The organism is Fusicatenibacter sp., from assembly GCF_977045365.1.
In genome coordinates this window covers 25,499-40,302 of sequence record NZ_CDRRUH010000003.1, presented here as the reverse complement: position 1 = coordinate 40,302, position 14,804 = coordinate 25,499, and the positions used below count along the sequence as shown (strand labels likewise).

Annotated in this window: 25 protein-coding genes; all 25 read left to right on the top strand. The window is 44.9% G+C overall.

Annotated elements, in window-relative coordinates:
- Positions 1-2 precede the first annotated feature (2 nt).
- The 25 genes from rpsQ (at position 3) to ACY2VW_RS01455 (ending at position 14,799) form a co-directional block, all read left to right on the top strand.
- Positions 3-260, top strand: coding sequence for a 30S ribosomal protein S17 (gene rpsQ / locus ACY2VW_RS01575; protein ID WP_022461657.1), 258 nt, complete (start codon positions 3-5; stop codon positions 258-260).
- 35 nt (positions 261-295) lie between these two features.
- Positions 296-664, top strand: coding sequence for a 50S ribosomal protein L14 (gene rplN, locus ACY2VW_RS01570; protein WP_022461656.1), 369 nt, complete (start codon positions 296-298; stop codon positions 662-664).
- A 10-nt stretch (positions 665-674) separates the two neighbouring features.
- Entirely contained in the window at positions 675-1,016 is a 342-nt protein-coding gene (rplX, locus tag ACY2VW_RS01565; protein WP_022461655.1) for a 50S ribosomal protein L24, read from the top strand.
- Between the two features lie 20 nt (positions 1,017-1,036).
- The gene (gene rplE / locus ACY2VW_RS01560; protein WP_022461654.1) at positions 1,037-1,576 is read left to right on the top strand and encodes a 50S ribosomal protein L5; all 540 of its coding nucleotides are present in this window, start codon (positions 1,037-1,039) and stop codon (positions 1,574-1,576) included.
- Between the two features lie 16 nt (positions 1,577-1,592).
- Positions 1,593-1,778, top strand: coding sequence for a type Z 30S ribosomal protein S14 (locus ACY2VW_RS01555; RefSeq protein WP_022461653.1), 186 nt, complete (start codon positions 1,593-1,595; stop codon positions 1,776-1,778).
- Positions 1,779-1,802: 24 nt separating this feature from the next.
- Positions 1,803-2,204, top strand: a complete 402-nt coding sequence (rpsH, locus tag ACY2VW_RS01550; RefSeq protein WP_022461652.1) for a 30S ribosomal protein S8 — start codon at positions 1,803-1,805, stop codon at positions 2,202-2,204.
- Between the two features lie 81 nt (positions 2,205-2,285).
- Positions 2,286-2,825, top strand: a complete 540-nt coding sequence (rplF, locus tag ACY2VW_RS01545; protein WP_022461651.1) for a 50S ribosomal protein L6 — start codon at positions 2,286-2,288, stop codon at positions 2,823-2,825.
- 17 nt (positions 2,826-2,842) lie between these two features.
- A complete protein-coding gene (gene rplR / locus ACY2VW_RS01540; RefSeq protein WP_022461650.1) occupies positions 2,843-3,211 on the top strand; it encodes a 50S ribosomal protein L18 in 369 nt (122 codons plus the stop codon).
- A gap of 20 nt (positions 3,212-3,231) precedes the next feature.
- Positions 3,232-3,741, top strand: a complete 510-nt coding sequence (gene rpsE, locus ACY2VW_RS01535) for a 30S ribosomal protein S5 (protein ID WP_022461649.1) — start codon at positions 3,232-3,234, stop codon at positions 3,739-3,741.
- Positions 3,742-3,755: 14 nt separating this feature from the next.
- Positions 3,756-3,938 carry a 50S ribosomal protein L30 gene (gene rpmD, locus ACY2VW_RS01530; protein ID WP_022461648.1) on the top strand — a complete coding sequence of 61 codons (183 nt, stop codon included), beginning with the start codon at positions 3,756-3,758 and terminating at the stop codon, positions 3,936-3,938.
- A gap of 12 nt (positions 3,939-3,950) precedes the next feature.
- On the top strand, positions 3,951-4,391 hold the full coding sequence (gene rplO / locus ACY2VW_RS01525) for a 50S ribosomal protein L15 (protein ID WP_022461647.1): 441 nt from the start codon (positions 3,951-3,953) through the stop codon (positions 4,389-4,391).
- Positions 4,391-5,707 carry a preprotein translocase subunit SecY gene (gene secY, locus ACY2VW_RS01520; protein WP_022461646.1) on the top strand — a complete coding sequence of 439 codons (1,317 nt, stop codon included), beginning with the start codon at positions 4,391-4,393 and terminating at the stop codon, positions 5,705-5,707. Before rplO ends, secY begins: the two co-directional genes overlap by 1 nt.
- A 144-nt stretch (positions 5,708-5,851) precedes the next feature.
- Complete coding sequence (locus ACY2VW_RS01515) at positions 5,852-6,496, top strand: adenylate kinase (RefSeq protein WP_022461645.1); 645 nt, start codon at positions 5,852-5,854, stop codon at positions 6,494-6,496.
- 3 nt (positions 6,497-6,499) lie between these two features.
- Positions 6,500-7,270 carry a type I methionyl aminopeptidase gene (gene map / locus ACY2VW_RS01510; RefSeq protein ID WP_461876750.1) on the top strand — a complete coding sequence of 257 codons (771 nt, stop codon included), beginning with the start codon at positions 6,500-6,502 and terminating at the stop codon, positions 7,268-7,270.
- A complete protein-coding gene (locus ACY2VW_RS01505; protein ID WP_022461643.1) occupies positions 7,267-7,518 on the top strand; it encodes a KOW domain-containing RNA-binding protein in 252 nt (83 codons plus the stop codon). The genes map and ACY2VW_RS01505 overlap by 4 nt, the downstream gene beginning before the upstream one ends.
- 3 nt (positions 7,519-7,521) lie before the next feature.
- Entirely contained in the window at positions 7,522-7,740 is a 219-nt protein-coding gene (gene infA, locus ACY2VW_RS01500; protein WP_022461642.1) for a translation initiation factor IF-1, read from the top strand.
- 685 nt (positions 7,741-8,425) lie between these two features.
- Complete coding sequence (locus ACY2VW_RS01495) at positions 8,426-9,898, top strand: VanW family protein (RefSeq protein WP_461876749.1); 1,473 nt, start codon at positions 8,426-8,428, stop codon at positions 9,896-9,898.
- Positions 9,899-9,991: 93 nt separating this feature from the next.
- Positions 9,992-10,195: a hypothetical protein gene (locus tag ACY2VW_RS01490; protein WP_055220743.1), complete on the top strand. Its 204-nt coding sequence runs from the start codon at positions 9,992-9,994 to the stop codon at positions 10,193-10,195.
- The gene (gene rpmJ / locus ACY2VW_RS01485) at positions 10,192-10,305 is read left to right on the top strand and encodes a 50S ribosomal protein L36 (protein ID WP_003022746.1); all 114 of its coding nucleotides are present in this window, start codon (positions 10,192-10,194) and stop codon (positions 10,303-10,305) included. The genes ACY2VW_RS01490 and rpmJ overlap by 4 nt, the downstream gene beginning before the upstream one ends.
- Positions 10,306-10,600: 295 nt before the next feature.
- A complete protein-coding gene (gene rpsM / locus ACY2VW_RS01480) occupies positions 10,601-10,969 on the top strand; it encodes a 30S ribosomal protein S13 (RefSeq protein WP_022461573.1) in 369 nt (122 codons plus the stop codon).
- 50 nt (positions 10,970-11,019) lie between these two features.
- The gene (gene rpsK, locus ACY2VW_RS01475) at positions 11,020-11,412 is read left to right on the top strand and encodes a 30S ribosomal protein S11 (RefSeq protein ID WP_022461574.1); all 393 of its coding nucleotides are present in this window, start codon (positions 11,020-11,022) and stop codon (positions 11,410-11,412) included.
- Positions 11,413-11,428: 16 nt separating this feature from the next.
- On the top strand, positions 11,429-12,022 hold the full coding sequence (gene rpsD / locus ACY2VW_RS01470; RefSeq protein ID WP_022461575.1) for a 30S ribosomal protein S4: 594 nt from the start codon (positions 11,429-11,431) through the stop codon (positions 12,020-12,022).
- A gap of 72 nt (positions 12,023-12,094) precedes the next feature.
- Positions 12,095-13,057, top strand: coding sequence for a DNA-directed RNA polymerase subunit alpha (locus ACY2VW_RS01465; RefSeq protein ID WP_022461576.1), 963 nt, complete (start codon positions 12,095-12,097; stop codon positions 13,055-13,057).
- A gap of 104 nt (positions 13,058-13,161) precedes the next feature.
- The gene (locus ACY2VW_RS01460; RefSeq protein ID WP_022461577.1) at positions 13,162-13,698 is read left to right on the top strand and encodes a bL17 family ribosomal protein; all 537 of its coding nucleotides are present in this window, start codon (positions 13,162-13,164) and stop codon (positions 13,696-13,698) included.
- A 201-nt stretch (positions 13,699-13,899) separates the two neighbouring features.
- On the top strand, positions 13,900-14,799 hold the full coding sequence (locus tag ACY2VW_RS01455) for a diacylglycerol/lipid kinase family protein (RefSeq protein WP_461874732.1): 900 nt from the start codon (positions 13,900-13,902) through the stop codon (positions 14,797-14,799).
- Positions 14,800-14,804 lie beyond the last annotated feature (5 nt).

Genomic DNA, 14,804 nt, shown 5'->3' with positions numbered 1-14,804 from the left:
TCGTGGAAGAAAGAAATCTTAGAAAAACTCGCGTGGGCAAAGTTGTCAGCGATAAGATGGATAAGACTATCGTGGTTGCCATCGAAGACCATGTAAAACATCCTCTGTACAAGAAAATTGTAAAAAGCACATATAAGCTGAAAGCACACGATGCAAACAACGAGTGCCATGTAGGTGATACCGTACGAGTTATGGAAACAAGACCTTTATCCAAAGATAAGAGATGGAGACTTGTGGAGATCGTTGAGAAAGCGAAATAAATAAGAGATCAGAATGCTAAAGGAGGAATACCAGCATGATTCAGCAGGAAACTAGACTGAAAGTCGCTGACAACACCGGTGCAAAAGAAATCTTATGCATTCGTGTTATGGGCGGTTCTACAAGAAGATATGCCAACATTGGTGATGTAATCGTTGCTTCGGTCAAAGATGCAACACCAGGCGGCGTTGTTAAAAAAGGTGACGTAGTAAAAGCTGTTGTTGTAAGAAGCGTAAAAGGCGCTCGTCGTAAAGACGGTTCTTACATCAAATTTGATGAGAACGCAGCAGTTATTATCAAAGATGACAAAACTCCAAAAGGAACCCGTATTTTTGGACCAGTAGCCAGAGAGCTTCGTGAGAAACAGTTCATGAAGATTGTTTCCTTAGCTCCGGAAGTATTATAGGAGGACAGCTATGTCAATGAAGATTAAAAAAGGCGATACCGTAAAGGTAATCGCCGGCAAAGATAAAGACAAAACCGGCAAAGTAGTCAGCGTTGACGTAAAGAACAACCGTGTTGTTGTTGAAGGCGTAAACATGATTACAAAGCATGAGAAACCGTCTATGAGCAATCAGCAGGGCGGAATCGTTAACAAAGAAGCTCCTATCGATGCATCCAACGTAATGCTGGTTGTAAAAGGAGTTCCGACCCGTGTTGGAATCAAAGTTGAGATGGTTGAGAAAAACGGCAAAACAAAAGCTGTTAGAACCCGCGTTGCAAAAGCAAAAGAGCTGAACGGCGCAGTAATTGATTAAGGAAGAGAGGAGGCAAAACCGTGAGTAGACTGAAAGATCTTTACAACGAGCAGATCGTTGATGCAATGACCAAAAAATTTGGATACAAAAACGTGATGGAAGTGCCGAAGCTCTCCAAAATCGTAATCAACATGGGTGTTGGTGAGGCTAAGGAGAACGCTAAACTTCTGGATGCTGCAATCAGTGATATGGAAGCTATCACCGGACAGAAAGCAGTTACCACCAAAGCGAAAAATTCCGTAGCAAACTTTAAAATCCGTGAGGGTATGCCGATCGGATGCAAAGTTACCCTTCGTGGCGAGAAAATGTACGAGTTCGCAGACCGCCTGATCAACCTGGCACTGCCTCGTGTACGTGACTTCCGCGGCGTAAATCCGAACGCTTTCGATGGCAGAGGAAACTATGCTCTTGGTATCAAAGAGCAGCTGATTTTCCCGGAGATCGAGTATGATAAAGTTGATAAAGTCAGAGGTATGGACATTATCTTCGTTACCACTGCTAACACAGATGAAGAAGCTCGTGAATTACTGACATTATTCAACATGCCATTCGCAAAGTAATAGGAGGAATTGATTCATGGCTAAAACAGCAATGAAAATCAAACAGCAGCGCAAAGCTAAATTCTCTACAAGAGAATACAATCGTTGCAGAATTTGTGGCCGTCCACACGCATATTTAAGAAAATACGGAATCTGCAGAATCTGCTTCCGTGAATTAGCATACAAAGGCCAGATTCCTGGCGTTAAGAAAGCTAGTTGGTAAAATTTTAGAAGGAGGCAAATTCAAATGAGTATGAGTGATCCGATTGCAGATATGCTTACAAGAATCCGTAACGCTAACACTGCAAAACATGATACAGTAGATGTTCCGGCATCCAAAATGAAAATCGCAATCGCTGATATCCTGGTAAACGAGGGATACATTGCAAAATATGAACTCAGCGATGAGGGTGCATTCCAGAATATGCACATCACCCTGAAATACGGCGCTGACAAAAACGAGAAGATCATCACCGGTCTGAAGAGAATCTCCAAACCGGGTCTGAGAATCTATGTTGGCAAAGATGAGCTGCCGAGAGTACTTGGCGGACTTGGAATCGCTATTCTTTCCACAAACCAGGGTGTTATCACCGATAAAGAAGCTCGCAAGCTGCAGGTTGGCGGCGAGGTTCTGGCATTCGTTTGGTAATCTGAAACGAAACAAAGCAACTGAAAACAGAGAGAGCGTAAGGCTCTCTCCGAAAATCTAAGTTAATAGGAGGAAATTGGTATGTCACGTATTGGAAGACTGCCAGTGGCAATTCCTGCAGGTGTAACAGTAGACATCCAGGAAAACAACCACGTTGTAGTAAAAGGACCAAAAGGAACATTAGAGAGAACTCTCCCGTCTGAAATGACCATCAAACTGGAAGACGGACACGTAGTAGTTACAAGACCGAACGATCTGAAGAAAATGAAAGCTCTTCATGGTCTGACCAGAACTCTGATCCACAACATGGTAATTGGTGTTAGCGAAGGCTATACCAAAACACTGGAAGTAAACGGTGTAGGTTACAGAGCTGCAAAACAGGGCAACAAATTAGTTCTGTCTCTTGGATATTCTCATCCGGTAGAGATGATCGATCCGGAAGGACTCTCCTCCGCTGTAGACGGCAACAAGATCATTGTTTCCGGTATCAGCAAAGAGAAAGTTGGCCAGTATGCCGCTGAAATCAGAGACAAGAGAAGACCTGAGCCATACAAGGGCAAGGGAATCAAGTATGCTGATGAAGTGATCAGACGTAAAGTTGGTAAGACTGGTAAGAAATAATTAAGGAGAGTGTGAACATGATTAGTAAAGTATCAAGAGCGCAGATGCGCCAGAAAAAGCATAGAAGATTACGTAATCATATCGTAGGTACTGCACAGCGTCCGCGTCTGTGTGTATTCCGCAGCAATAACCATATGTATGCTCAGATTATCGACGATACGATTGGAAATACTTTAGTTTCTGCTTCTACTCTTCAGAAAGATGTTAAAGCAGAGCTTGAGAAAACCAACAATGTAGATGCAGCAGCATATCTTGGAACCGTTCTTGGAAAGAAAGCTGTAGAAGCAGGTATTACTGAAGTTGTATTTGACCGTGGCGGATTCATCTACCAGGGAAAAATCCAGGCATTCGCAGACGCAGCTAGAGAAGCTGGGCTGGTATTCTAAGAAAGGAAGGAAAAGAACACATGAAGCATACAATTATTGATGCAAGCCAGTTCGAACTGGAAGAAAAAGTCGTATCAATTAAGCGTGTTACAAAAGTTGTTAAAGGTGGTCGTAACTTCCGTTTCACAGCTTTAGTAGTTGTCGGCGACGGCAATGGACACGTAGGCGCAGGCCTTGGAAAAGCAGCCGAGATTCCGGAAGCTATCCGCAAAGGTAAAGAAGACGCTATGAAGAAACTGGTAAGCGTAGCAATCAATGAGAACGGAAGTATCACTCATGACTACGTAGGTAAATTCGGAAGCGCAGAGGTTCTGTTAAAGAAAGCTCCTGAAGGTACTGGTGTCATCGCTGGTGGCCCAGCCCGTGCCGTAATCGAGTTAGCTGGTATTAAGAACATCCGTACAAAATCCCTTGGATCCAGAAATAAGCAGAACGTAGTTCTGGCTACCATCGCTGGTCTGTCTGAGCTGAAGACTCCAGAAGAAGTAGCAAGACTTCGTGGCAAATCTACAAACGAGATCTTTGCTTAAGGAGGATGTGAAAAATGGCAGATAAATTAAAAGTAACACTGGTGAAATCCCCGATCGGATGTGTTCCGAAACACAGAAGAACCGTGGAAGCACTGGGTCTGAAAAAAGTTAACAAGACGGTAGAACTGCCGGATAACGCAGCAGTTCGCGGCATGGTTAATCAGGTTTCTTACCTGGTTAAAGTAGAAGAAGCATAAGGAGGTACCGTAATGGACTTATCTAATTTACAGCCGGCTGAAGGTTCCAGACAGAACGATAACTTCCGCAGAGGCCGTGGACATGGTTCAGGAAATGGTAAAACAGCAGGTAAAGGCCACAAAGGACAGAAAGCACGTTCCGGAGCACCGAGACCGGGCTTTGAAGGTGGTCAGATGCCTTTATACAGACGTCTTCCGAAGAGAGGTTTCAAAAACAGAAACTCCAAGGAAATCGTTGGAATCAATGTAGATGCTCTGAATCGTTATGAGGACGGAGCTGTTGTAACCGTAGAAACTATGATTGAGACTGGTCTTGTTTCTAATCCGAGAGATGGCGTAAAAATCCTTGGAAACGGTGAAGTCACCAAAAAACTCACTGTAAAAGCAAATGCTTTCAGCGAGAGCGCAAAGGCAAAAATTGAAGCGGCAGGTGGAACAGTCGAGGTGATCTAATGTTTAAGACCTTTATCAATGCATTTAAGGTCAAAGATGTTCGTCGCAAAATATTTTATGTGCTTATGATGCTTGTTGTCATCCGGTTAGGCTCTCAGATGCCTGTACCGGGTGTCAATACAAGCTTTTTTGCGAATTATTTTGCAAATAATACGAATGAGGCATTCAGTTTCCTGAATGCATTCACGGGCGGCGGTTTCGACCGTTTCTCCATCTTTGCTCTGAGTATTACACCGTACATTACTTCTTCCATCATTATTCAGCTGCTCACCATTGCAATTCCACGACTTGAGGAAATGCAGCGTGACGGCGAAGAGGGAAGAAAGAAAATGACTGCGATTACTCGTTATGTGACAGTAGGTCTTGCATTGTTTGAGTCTGTTGCCATGGCAGTAGGCTTTGGACGCCAGGGACTCCTCACTACTTTTAACGCAGTTAATGTGATTGTTGTAGTGGCAGCTCTGACAGCCGGTTCTGCCTTCCTTATGTGGGTGGGAGAACAGATCAACGACAAGGGCGTTGGAAATGGTATTTCCATGGTTCTGTTAATCAACATTCTTTCCAGAATCCCGCAGGATATGGTAACCCTTTACGAAACCTTCGTAAAAGGCAAAACCATCGCGCGTGGTCTGCTGATGTGGATTATCATCGCTGTTGTGATCATCGCTGTTGTTGTGCTGGTACTGATCCTGAATGGCGCTGAGAGAAGAATTCCGGTACAGTATTCCAAGAAAATGGCCGGAAGAAAAATGGTTGGCGGACAGTCATCCAATATTCCGCTGAAGGTAAATACAGCGGGCGTTATCCCGATCATCTTTGCATCATCCATCATGTCTTTCCCATCGATTATCCTGTCGTTTGTCGGAAAGTCGGATATCAAAGGCATCGGCGGAACGCTGATCAAGATGCTGAATTCCAACAACTGGTTTGACAAAACAAATCCAGTTGCTTCGCTGGGTCTGATTCTCTACATTGTCCTTGTTATTTTCTTCGCTTATTTCTATACTTCTATCACCTTCAACCCGATGGAAGTTGCAGATAACATGAAGAAACAGGGCGGCTTTATCCCAGGCATCCGTCCGGGTAAATCTACCGTAGATTATCTGAACAATCTGCTCAGCTATATTATTTTTATCGGTGCAGCAGGTCTGACCATTGTTGCAGTGATTCCATTTTTCTTTAATGGATTTTTCAAAGCGAATGTATCCTTTGGAGGTACTTCTCTGATCATTATTGCCAGCGTAATTCTGGAAACCTTAAAACAGATTGAATCCATGATGCTGGTACGCAATTACAAAGGATTCTTAAACGATTAAGGCATAAGAGGGACTGTCTGGATAAGACAGGCCCTTTCTTTTGTTTTAACAAAGAATTTTTGCTATTGTGGTTTACTTTATGATATAATAGGGTAAATTACACGCAGCGGATTGCTGCAAATCAAAACATGGGAGGAAAAGCGCATGAAAATTATTATGTTGGGGGCACCTGGTGCCGGAAAAGGTACACAGGCAAAACAGATCGCTGCAAAATATGAGATTCCTCATATCTCTACCGGCGATATCTTCCGCGCAAACATCAAAGAAGGAACCGAGCTTGGAAAGAAAGCGAAAGCATTCATGGATAAAGGAGAACTCGTTCCGGACGAGCTGACCTGCGACCTGGTTGTAGACCGTATCTCCAAACCGGACGCAGCAAAGGGCTACGTACTGGATGGTTTCCCAAGAACAATTCCGCAGGCAGAGGCTCTGACCAAAGCCCTGGAAGCACGCGGAGAGAAAATTGACTACGCAATCAATGTGGAAGTGCCGGATGAAAACATCGTTCACCGCATGGGCGGACGCCGTGCCTGCATCGGATGCGGAGCAACGTATCATGTAGAATTCAACGCACCGAAGGTAGAAGACGTATGCGATACCTGCGGCGGCGAGCTGGTTCTCCGTGACGACGACAAACCTGAGACTGTACAGAAGAGACTGTCTGTATACCATGCTCAGACACAGCCTCTGATTGACTACTATAAGAAAGCCAACGTTCTGGTGGAAGTTGACGGAACCCAGGATATCAATGTGGTATTTCAGGATATAGTAAAGATTTTAGGAGCGTAAAGGATGTCCATATCAATTAAAACTGCCCGGGAAATTGAGAGAATGCGCCACGCCGGTGAGCTGCTGGAGAAGGTACACGACGAATTAGGCCGCGCCATTCATCCGGGAATGTCAACATGGGAAATCAACAAGCTCGGAGAAGAAATGATCCGCAGCTTCGGATGCACTCCCAACTTTTTAAACTATAATGGGTATCCGGCTTCGATCTGCGTTTCTGTGAACGAAGAAGTGGTTCACGGAATCCCAAGTAAAAAACGGATTCTGAAAGAGGGCGACATTGTCAGCCTGGATGCGGGACTTATCTATGAAGGATACCATTCCGACGCAGCCCGCACACACGCGGTCGGTGAGATCTCGCCGGAGGCAGGAAAACTGGTGGAAGTAACACGCCAGGCCTTTTTTGAAGGAATCAAATACGCAAAAGCAGGCCATCATCTTCATGAGATTTCGGCGGCGATCGGCGCGTATGCAGAGAGCTTCGGCTACGGCGTTGTCCGCGACCTGGTAGGCCACGGCATCGGAACGCACCTGCACGAAGATCCGGCAGTGCCGAACTTCGCACAGCCAAGCCGCGGCGTCCGTCTGCAGCCTGGCATGACGCTCGCCATCGAGCCGATGATCACAGCCGGAGGCTATGCAGTCAGATGGCTGGATGATGACTGGACTGTTGTGACAGAAGACGGCTCTCTTGCCGCACATTATGAGAACACGATTCTGATTACGGAGGGAGAACCGGAAATTCTGACACTTTCGCATACGGAGGAGGATTTATGAAACCGATTGTGAAAGGAATGTTTGCCAGAAGCCTGGCCGGCCACGATAAAGGAAAGCTGTATGTGATTTCGGATGTACAGGAGCCATACGTATTCCTGGTGGACGGAAAAATCCGTACCGCCAACCGGCCGAAAAAGAAGAAGCTGATTCACGTACAGCCGGATTATGAAATGACGGATGCGGTTCGTGATGAAGATATCCGTAAGGCATTAAAAGAAAAAAGTTGCAAAGAGTTGAAGGAGGATTAATCAATGTCTAAGGCAGATGTAATTGAGGTAGAGGGAACTGTCCTCGAGAAATTACCAAACGCAATGTTTAAAGTAGAACTGGAGAACAAACACGTAGTATTAGCTCATATCAGCGGAAAGCTGCGTATGAACTTTATCCGTATTCTTCCGGGAGACAAAGTAACCATCGAGCTGTCCCCATACGATCTGGACAAGGGACGTATTATCTGGAGAGATAAATAAGAAATACGATAAAAAAAGCCATCCGGCATGCCGGATGGCTTTTTCTCTGTATGTGTTTCTCTGTATTCATCCCCAATAACAGTAACCGTTCTACAGAACAAAGATTTCGATCACCGGCCTTCAGATTTCTGACAGCCACAAAGCAAGCACCAGTCTGCAAACCCTGCAGCATCCGCGGCGGCGGGCATCTGAATTTCTTTTCAGTCCCTTTTGAAACCTTCCAGATGTATTATGCAATATTTTAATAGAAAAAGCAATGAAAAAAGTATAAAATTTTATGAAAACTTTTTGTAAAAACCAGGAGAATTTGTGCACTTTTGAAACAAAATTTTTAAACCGTCAGAAGAAAAAAGAAAAAGTGAAAAGACAGGAGAAAAGAGCGGCCGGAAAACCGTGAAAATGACAGATGAGGGCTCGAAAGCGACAGAAGAATATATGTTCGTGAATTCTGTGTGAAGTTGAAATATTTGGTTGAATTCTCAAAATAATGTGATACAATGCAATAGAGAAACTTTACGGGGAAATTTTACCGGGAAGGGTCTCCTGGGCGGTGTGGTAAAATCCATGCACCGGCAGAAATCAAGGAAACATTTTATGAAACAGCAGGCTGCAGTCTGAAAAATAATTCGGATCTGCAGCAATGGCATCGCTGCTCCTTACAGATAACAGGAAAGGAAAATGTGCAATGACAAAAATGGGAAAGAAAAAGAAAAAAGGCCTTGTTGCAGCATTGAGCGTAGTTGCAGTGATTGTTTTACTTGCCGCTGCATATGGAATCTTCTGTCTGATTATCGAGGATGACAAAATCTGGGCAGATGCTTCTATTAACGGAGTAAACATTCAGGGAATGAGCAAAAAAGAAGCTGCACAGACAGTGGAACAGAAGTTTGAAGAAGATTATAAAGATACAGCTGTTACCGTTGAGCTGGATGGTCAGCAGTATACGATGAACGTATTTCCAATGCTGGGGATGGATGCTTCCGCAGAAATTGAAAAAGCATATGAAAAAGGCCATGGAAATCTTCTGGTTCGCGGTCTGGAGTGGGTCGAGATGAAACGGGGAAAGGCAGAGAAACTTTCCTATGATGTGCAGCCGAATGTGGCCCATCCAGATGAGGTGGAAGGAATTGTACAGGCATCCGGCATTCAGGATTACAACTCCATGCAGGATACTACATATGAAGTAACAGATACCGGCCTGATCGTGCATAAAGGCATTTCCGGAACCAGACCGGATGTGGATGCTTTAAAACAGCAGATCCAGACGAATGTGACAGCAATGAATTTCCAGGATGTAATTTCCTGCCCGACGGCAGAAAATCAGCTGACGGAGCCGGATTTTGCCGGAATTGCAAGCCAGATTTATACCGAGCCGGTCAATGCGACGCTGGATCCGGACAACGGATATTCCGTTGTGGCATCGAAAAACGGAACCTCAATGGATGCGGACAGTGCGAAAGCCGAGTATGAGAGTGCAGAAGAAAATACGGATATCACGATTCCGTTTACCTTTACCGAGCCGGAGATTACAACCGAGAAGATGAACGCAAATCTGTTTAAAGACACGCTTGGAAGTTACAGCTCCAGCGCAGCAGGTGGAACGAGCGGAAGAATTCACAACGTCGGACTTACGGCATCTATCTGCAACGGACAGATCGTTCTGCCGGGAGAAACCTTCTCTTTTAATGGTGTCGTAGGTGATACAACGGCAGAAAAAGGATACCAGGAGGCAGCAGGCTATCAGGATGGCAAAGTCGTCCAGGTACTTGGAGGAGGCGAATGCCAGGTGTCCTCCACACTGTTTTCCGCTATTTTGTATACAGACCTTGATGTGTTGGAAAGAGCCAACCATTCGATGCCGGTACATTATGTGCCGTCAGGAATGGATGCAACCGTATTCTGGGATTCACCGGATTTCAAATTTGAAAATAATCATAAGTATCCGGTGAAAATTGTGATGAATATGGACAGCAGTGATACACTGACCGTAAAAATTCTCGGAACAAAAGAAAACGACTATACCATTGAGCCAAGGGTAGAGCAGATCGATGAGATGAGTAATGTAACGTATCGTGATTATAAAGATGCAAGCGGAAATGTAGTAAAATCAGAATCCGTATGCGCAAGCAAATACAAACCGCTGAACTCAGGATCATGATGCAAAAAAGATGTTACCTGTAAAAAACAGGCGGGACAGAGAAGAGAAATCTGTCCCGCCTGTTTTTTTCTTACCGGTGGGAGAGATGAAAAAATGCACAGAAAAAGAGCAAAAAAAAATGAAAAAATATGTAAAAAATTTCTTGCATTTCCGGGAACAAAATGCTATACTATAAAACGAACTTTTGCGCGTGGACTTTTTTCTAACCCACAAAAAGAAAACGCATTCCAAAAGTTTACAACAGAAAATTCCCCTACACGGGGCGCTAAGGAGCAAAGAAAGGAGGATTCATCATGAAGGTTAGATCTTCTGTAAAACCGATCTGCGAGAAATGCAAAGTTATCAAAAGAAAAGGTAGCATCAGAATCATTTGTGAGAATCCAAAGCACAAACAGCGCCAGGGCTAATCCGTCATTAGGCTTGATCGTAATTGTGCAGATTTTAAGTGCGGCTGCAGCAAAGATGCGCGTGAGCGCGTTGTTATGCTGTTAATATTATAAAGTGAGACACCTGGCAAGTTGCAGCCAGGACACCTCCGGCGGATGGACGCGCGGAGCGCAGACATCCCTTATAATATTGCTTAATACTCCCATCTGTCATGTGGCAGAAGGAGAAAGGTCGTGCGAACACGGCTGGATACACGCATACCTGTATCCCAATTAGGAAAATATTAATGTTTTAGAAAAATGGAGGACAAAGTACATGGCTCGTATAGCTGGTGTAGACTTACCAAGAGACAAACGTGTTGAGATTGGTCTGACCTATATCTACGGAATCGGTAGAACAAGTGCAGATCGTATCTTAAAAGAAGCTGGAGTAAATCCGGACACACGCTGCAGAGATTTGACAGACGATGAAGTAAAGAGACTCAGCGCAGTTATCGATGAGAGTCAGGTTGTAGAAGGAGATCTTCGTAGAGAAATCGCTATGAACATCAAACGTCTGCAGGAGATCGGATGCTACAGAGGTATCCGTCATCGTAAAGGCCTTCCGGTTCGTGGTCAGAAAACAAAGACCAACGCAAGAACCCGCAAAGGTCCTAAGAGAACTGTTGCAAATAAAAAGAAATAATTTAACCAGTAGTCCAATATAAGATTAAGAAAGTGTAGGTTAGTTTTAAAATGGCAAAAGTGACAAAGAAAACGACAAAACGTCGTGTCAGAAAAAACGTTGAACACGGACAGGCACATATCCAGTCTTCCTTCAATAATACAATCGTAACACTGACTGATGCAGAAGGAAATGCTCTTTCTTGGGCAAGTGCCGGCGGTCTGGGATTTAGAGGTTCAAGAAAATCTACTCCATACGCAGCTCAGATGGCTGCAGAAACTGCTACCAAAGCAGCGCTGGTTCATGGCTTAAAGACTGTTGACGTTATGGTAAAAGGACCAGGATCAGGTCGTGAAGCTGCAATCCGTGCCCTTCAGGCATGCGGTCTTGAAGTTACAAGCATCCGCGACGTAACACCGGTTCCGCACAACGGATGCCGCCCACCAAAACGTAGAAGAGTCTGATTAGGAGGTTAAGAACATGGCAGTAAATAGAGTACCAGTCCTGAAAAGATGCAGATCCCTCGGAATGGATCCTGTATATCTTGGAATTGATAAGAAGTCCACAAGACAGCTGAAAAGAGCAAACAGAAAAATGTCTGAGTATGGTCTTCAGTTAAGAGAAAAACAGAAAGCAAAATTCATCTACGGCGTTCTGGAGAAACCTTTTGTTAACTATTACAAAAAGGCTGACAGAATGGAAGGACAGACTGGTGAGAACCTGATGATCCTTCTTGAGCTCCGTCTGGACAACGTTCTGTTCCGTATGGGAATGGCCAGAACCAGAAAAGAAGCACGTCAGATCGTTGACCACAAACACGTTCTGGTTAACGGCAAACAGGTAAATATCCCGTCTTACCTTGTAAGCGCTGGTGATACCATCGAAATCAAAGAGGGTAAAAAATCCTCTCAGAGATATAAAGACATCGTAGAGGTTACAGGCGGCCGTCTTACTCCGGAATGGATCGAGGCTGATCTTGAGGCACTCAAAGGTGTTGTAAAAGAGCGTCCTACCCGCGAAATGATCGATGTTCCGGTTGACGAAGTGCAGATCGTCGAGCTGTATTCTAAATAAAGAATCGCCATACGCGGAAGGCTTTATTCCCATGAGTAATGAGCCAACCAATTTAAAAGGAGGGGCTTTCGAGTGTTTGATTTTAACAAACCGAAAATTGAAATTACTGAGATTTCTGATGACAAGAAGTACGGCAGATTTGTGGTTGAACCTCTGGAAAGAGGCTATGGTATCACATTAGGTAATTCTCTTCGCAGAATTATGCTTTCTTCCCTCCCTGGAGCAGCAGTAAGCCAGGTGAAAATCGAGGGCGTTCTTCATGAATTCAGCTCCATCCCGGGAGTGAAAGAAGACGTTACGGAAATCATCATGAACCTGAAGAGCCTTGCAATCCGCAATAACAGCGAAACCAACGAAGCAAAAGTTGCTTATATTGAGTTCGAGGGCGAGGGAGTTGTAAGAGCATCCGATATTCAGGTAGATCAGGATATTGAGATCATGAATCCGGATCAGGTAATCGCAACCCTGAACGGCGGCCCGGACAGCAAGCTGTACATGGAGCTGACGATCACAAAAGGCCGCGGTTATATCAGTGCTGACAAAGGCAAGAGCGATGACATGCCGATCGGCGTTCTCGCTGTAGATGCTATCTATACACCGGTTGAGCGTGTAAACCTCAAAGTGGAGAACACCCGTGTGGGTCAGATTACCGATTACGATAAGCTGACACTGGATGTTTACACCAGAGGAACACTGGATCCGGACGAGGCAGTCAGCCTGGCAGCTAAGGTTTTAAGCGAGCATCTGAAACTCTTCATCGATCTGTCTGAGAATGCGAAGACAGCAGAAGTTATGATCGAGAAAGAGGACAATGAGAAAGAGAAAGTTCTGGAGATGAACATCGACGAGCTTGAGCTTTCCGTGCGTTCCTATAACTGCTTGAAACGTGCCGGTATCAATACCGTAGAAGAGCTGTGCAACAAAACTTCCGAAGACATGATGAAGGTTCGTAACCTGGGCCGCAAGTCTCTGGAAGAGGTACTTGCAAAGCTGAAAGAACTGGGACTGTCACTGAGTCCTGGGGACGGAGAATAAATCAGTCTGATTTATCTTTCCGTTTAATTTGTAGACGAAAACCCCCTGTCAGTAAGTCCGAGGCAGCATGACTTGCGGGTTCCACAAATGGAGGAAAATTCAAAATGGCTAAATATAGAAAACTTGGCAGAACATCTGACCAGAGAAAAGCATTATTAAGAAACCAGGTAACCAACCTTCTGTATCACGGAAAAATCGTTACCACTGAGACCAAAGCAAAAGAGATCCGTAAGATCGCTGAAAGCATGATCGCACTGGCTGTAAAAGAGAAAGATAACTTTGAGACCGTTACCGTTACTGCTAAAGTAGCTCGCAAAGATGCTGATGGCAAACGTGTGAAAGAAGTAAAAGACGGCAAAAAAGTTACCGTATACGATGAAGTTCAGAAAGAGATCAAAAAAGATCTTCCGTCCAGACTTCACGCCAGACGTCAGATGGCAAGCTTCTTCTATCCTGTAACAGAGGTTCCGACCGAAGCAGCAGGACGCAAGAAAAACACCAAGTCCATCGATATGCCGCAGAAAATGTTCGATGAGATCGCTCCGAAATATGCTGACCGTAACGGCGGATATACCCGTATCATCAAGATCGGACCGCGTAAAGGCGATGCAGCTATGGAAGTTGTAATCGAGCTGGTTTAATCTGTAAAATATGAATACTGACAGGAGTTATCTCTTAGGAGATGACTCCTGTTTTAGTATGCGGATTTTGCGGGAAAACATTCCATTCCATCTGACACAATTGCGAAATTGTGGCAATGTACGGGGTTGCATCTGCCTGTGGAATAAGGTACAATACAGGATACAGAAAAGTTAAAATGGGACACAAAGGAGAGCATTTGCATGGAGAGCAAGAAAAAAATGTTGTTTATTTTTAATCCGTTTTCCGGAAAAGCACAGATTAAAAGTAAACTGTTTGAAATTATCGATGTTTTTGTAAAAGGCGGATATGAAGTCATTGTCCACCCGACGCAGGCAGTCGGAGATGGTTTCGAAAAGACAAAGGAGCTTGCGCCGCAGGTGGATCTCGTTGTCTGCAGCGGGGGCGACGGAACACTGGATGAAGTTGTCAGCGGTCTGATGGAAGTGGATCAGCGCGTTCCGATCGGTTATATTCCGGCCGGAAGCACCAATGACTTTGCAAACAGTCTTTCTATTTCGAAAGATATGGTACAGGCGGCAAAGGATATCATCGAGGGAAACCTGTATTCCTGTGATGTAGGAGCGTTCAACAACGACAGCTTTGTCTACATCGCTGCCTTCGGCCTTTTCACGGATGTTTCCTATGAGACAGACCAGCACATGAAAAACATTCTCGGCCATCTGGCATACCTGCTGGAGGGATCCAAACGGATCTGGAATGTGCCGACGTACTGGATTAAAGTCGAGGCAAACGGGGAAACCTTTGAGGGAGAGTATATCTACGGTATGGTAACGAATGCCAAGTCCGTCGGCGGCTTCAAAAACCTGCCGGGACAGGATGTACGCCTGGATGACGGACTCTTCGAGGTAACCCTGATCAAACGCCCGAAAAACCCGCTGGAACTGAATGAGATCATTGCGTCCCTGCTGGTGCAGGAGGATCACACAGACCTCATCGATTCGTTCAAGACCGACCGCATTATCATCGAGTCCAACCAGGAGATTTCCTGGACTCTGGACGGCGAATACGGCGGAGATCACGGCTATGTCTGCATCGAAGCGCGCAAACATGCCATGGAACTGGTTTTGAACAATAAGTAGGCACT

Excerpts from the sequence above, each read along its gene's own strand:
- rplN (WP_022461656.1), top strand. The coding sequence starts at position 296 with ATGATTCAGCAGGAAACTAGACTGAAAGTCGCTGACAACACCGGTGCA.
- rplX (WP_022461655.1), top strand. The coding sequence starts at position 675 with ATGTCAATGAAGATTAAAAAAGGCGATACCGTAAAGGTAATCGCCGGC.
- ACY2VW_RS01555 (WP_022461653.1), top strand. The coding sequence starts at position 1,593 with ATGGCTAAAACAGCAATGAAAATCAAACAGCAGCGCAAAGCTAAATTC.
- rpsH (WP_022461652.1), top strand. The coding sequence starts at position 1,803 with ATGAGTATGAGTGATCCGATTGCAGATATGCTTACAAGAATCCGTAAC.
- rplF (WP_022461651.1), top strand. The coding sequence starts at position 2,286 with ATGTCACGTATTGGAAGACTGCCAGTGGCAATTCCTGCAGGTGTAACA.
- rplR (WP_022461650.1), top strand. The coding sequence starts at position 2,843 with ATGATTAGTAAAGTATCAAGAGCGCAGATGCGCCAGAAAAAGCATAGA.
- rpsE (WP_022461649.1), top strand. The coding sequence starts at position 3,232 with ATGAAGCATACAATTATTGATGCAAGCCAGTTCGAACTGGAAGAAAAA.
- rpmD (WP_022461648.1), top strand. The coding sequence starts at position 3,756 with ATGGCAGATAAATTAAAAGTAACACTGGTGAAATCCCCGATCGGATGT.
- rplO (WP_022461647.1), top strand. The coding sequence starts at position 3,951 with ATGGACTTATCTAATTTACAGCCGGCTGAAGGTTCCAGACAGAACGAT.
- secY (WP_022461646.1), top strand. The coding sequence starts at position 4,391 with ATGTTTAAGACCTTTATCAATGCATTTAAGGTCAAAGATGTTCGTCGC.
- ACY2VW_RS01515 (WP_022461645.1), top strand. The coding sequence starts at position 5,852 with ATGAAAATTATTATGTTGGGGGCACCTGGTGCCGGAAAAGGTACACAG.
- map (WP_461876750.1), top strand. The coding sequence starts at position 6,500 with ATGTCCATATCAATTAAAACTGCCCGGGAAATTGAGAGAATGCGCCAC.
- ACY2VW_RS01505 (WP_022461643.1), top strand. The coding sequence starts at position 7,267 with ATGAAACCGATTGTGAAAGGAATGTTTGCCAGAAGCCTGGCCGGCCAC.
- infA (WP_022461642.1), top strand. The coding sequence starts at position 7,522 with ATGTCTAAGGCAGATGTAATTGAGGTAGAGGGAACTGTCCTCGAGAAA.
- ACY2VW_RS01495 (WP_461876749.1), top strand. The coding sequence starts at position 8,426 with ATGACAAAAATGGGAAAGAAAAAGAAAAAAGGCCTTGTTGCAGCATTG.
- ACY2VW_RS01490 (WP_055220743.1), top strand. The coding sequence starts at position 9,992 with ATGCACAGAAAAAGAGCAAAAAAAAATGAAAAAATATGTAAAAAATTT.
- rpmJ (WP_003022746.1), top strand. The coding sequence starts at position 10,192 with ATGAAGGTTAGATCTTCTGTAAAACCGATCTGCGAGAAATGCAAAGTT.
- rpsM (WP_022461573.1), top strand. The coding sequence starts at position 10,601 with ATGGCTCGTATAGCTGGTGTAGACTTACCAAGAGACAAACGTGTTGAG.
- rpsK (WP_022461574.1), top strand. The coding sequence starts at position 11,020 with ATGGCAAAAGTGACAAAGAAAACGACAAAACGTCGTGTCAGAAAAAAC.
- rpsD (WP_022461575.1), top strand. The coding sequence starts at position 11,429 with ATGGCAGTAAATAGAGTACCAGTCCTGAAAAGATGCAGATCCCTCGGA.
- ACY2VW_RS01460 (WP_022461577.1), top strand. The coding sequence starts at position 13,162 with ATGGCTAAATATAGAAAACTTGGCAGAACATCTGACCAGAGAAAAGCA.
- ACY2VW_RS01455 (WP_461874732.1), top strand. The coding sequence starts at position 13,900 with ATGGAGAGCAAGAAAAAAATGTTGTTTATTTTTAATCCGTTTTCCGGA.